The organism is Paenibacillus sp. 01L418 (genome assembly GCF_056400045.1).
Genome location: NZ_JBFTSN010000710.1, coordinates 1 through 1,750 on the forward strand (window position 1 = coordinate 1; position 1,750 = coordinate 1,750).

Here is a 1,750-nt window from a genome sequence, read left to right on the forward strand (position 1 = left end):
GTATTGTAAACCGTATTCTACAAAAGTTTCTGTCATATGTCCGATGTTTTCAAGGGCTTCGATTTCCGTTTCACCATAACTCCACCATAAGTCTTCATCTTCAAGGTCTGAAAGTCGCCACCGAAAATCACAATCATAGGATGAAACTTTATTAAATGGGACATGAGCACCCAAAGGGTTTGGGATGAAGTCTATGTATACTCCAAGTTCAACACAACAACACCCGCCATTTTTATCAGCTTGAATATTGACAGTATAGATGAAATGATTATTTGGTTTTGTTCTATACTTACCGCCTGTACCATTGAATCCATGCTTTTTTAGTTCTTGTTCAAATGTATCTTTTAATAATTGCTTGAACTTTTTTAAATCAGTCATTGGTAATGCCCCCCCCCCTTGCCAGACACTTATTCGTGTCAGCAGCATCAATCTCTGTATTTAAAGCTATTTTATCATCAACTTAGCCTTGAATGTGATTGATATATGATTGTAATTAATTGAACAAATATAACTGGCGGACACCATGCTATCCTGCCCATTAATGAGCAGGCCACCGCAGCAGCTGCTCATCAATACGTTATTCAACTATCGTTTCCCGTTAGCTCAATGGAAGATTGTTATTTTTGCGTACGGATAACACGGAAATTACTCGCTTTGTATCCGTCTGTACTAGCTTTGAAAGTAATTTGAACTATATCCGAGGTAGAATCGTGTGTCGTAACTTCCCCTTCAAGTATGAACTCTTGTTGAGGATAAGAATCCGATTTCCTGATTGGTATGATATGAGCGCCGCCGATGAGAATGTTATTACCATACTCCTTTCTAAGTACGCTCATAATCTTAGGACTAAGTTCGAAAATAAGCACCTCTTCCAAACTCTTACGTTGAATGTCGGCATTATAGTTAGTTGGTGACTCCTCGCTGTAAGCTTCAGCACAATCCATTACTGTAAAGCAGGTTACCCCTATTGCCCAAATCAAAATTATACCTCTCCACCACATGAGAAATAACCCCCATAAATTTTTGGTTATTTTACCCAAGTGGTTATCGAACTATCCTGCCCGTTAGCTTAACAAACCGATAGCAATACTCTTGGAAAATGAAGGTGATTAGCTGGTATCCAGCGAAATATTAATCTTAATTGATGATATGACATTACGGGGGTAAACAAATGAGTGAATTTACTTCAGGCAGTCTTGTATTGAATAAACATAGGAAAGCTATCGAAGACTTCAATCCCATTTTTATAAAACCGCTTAATGACAAATGGAGCGTGTTTTTTACGGAAGGTACAGACGTTAGTGACACCTATCCTGAGGATATTATAAAAATGATTGCTGGCGTACCTGTATTATACTTTTATAATTTCGAAGATCACGGCTGGGGTTTCACCATCCTTCATCAAAGCAGAGTTGTATCTGCATTCGATTATTCGTATGAGGAAGATGAAATTGAATTACAGAATTATGTACAAGAACGGTTTCCTGAAGAAGAAGCTATTGAATTACTCTATGTGAACCCTGATTCAGACGCTTTTAGGGTTAAAATACTTGGGGAATTCTATATGGAACATAGTAAGGAAGACAAAGTAAAGAAACTTATAATGAGTCTTGACGTGGATGCTTTTGCGTTATTCAACATCGATTCGGGTGGACTTGATAGACTGCGAGATATGTTCCGTATTGAGTCGTTGGTCAGTCTTCAAGATCGTTTTACCTTGATTGACGACTTCAAAGCGACCATAGATATC

General features: G+C 38.1%; 3 protein-coding genes. 1 reads left to right on the forward strand and 2 read right to left on the reverse strand.

Annotated features, from left to right (window positions below):
• Both AC1DSE_RS34905 and AC1DSE_RS34910 read right to left on the reverse strand, forming a co-directional pair.
• Positions 1-378: DUF4304 domain-containing protein (locus tag AC1DSE_RS34905; RefSeq protein ID WP_477529085.1), on the reverse strand; the 378-nt coding region annotated here is incomplete at its 3' end.
• Positions 379-617: 239 nt separating this feature from the next.
• Positions 618-1,001, reverse strand: a complete 384-nt coding sequence (locus AC1DSE_RS34910) for a hypothetical protein (protein ID WP_441880888.1) — start codon at positions 999-1,001, stop codon at positions 618-620.
• A gap of 170 nt (positions 1,002-1,171) precedes the next feature.
• On the opposite strand from AC1DSE_RS34910, the gene AC1DSE_RS34915 reads away from it, so the two are divergent.
• A partial coding sequence (locus tag AC1DSE_RS34915) for a hypothetical protein (RefSeq protein WP_477529086.1) occupies positions 1,172-1,750 on the forward strand: 579 nt, incomplete at its 3' end.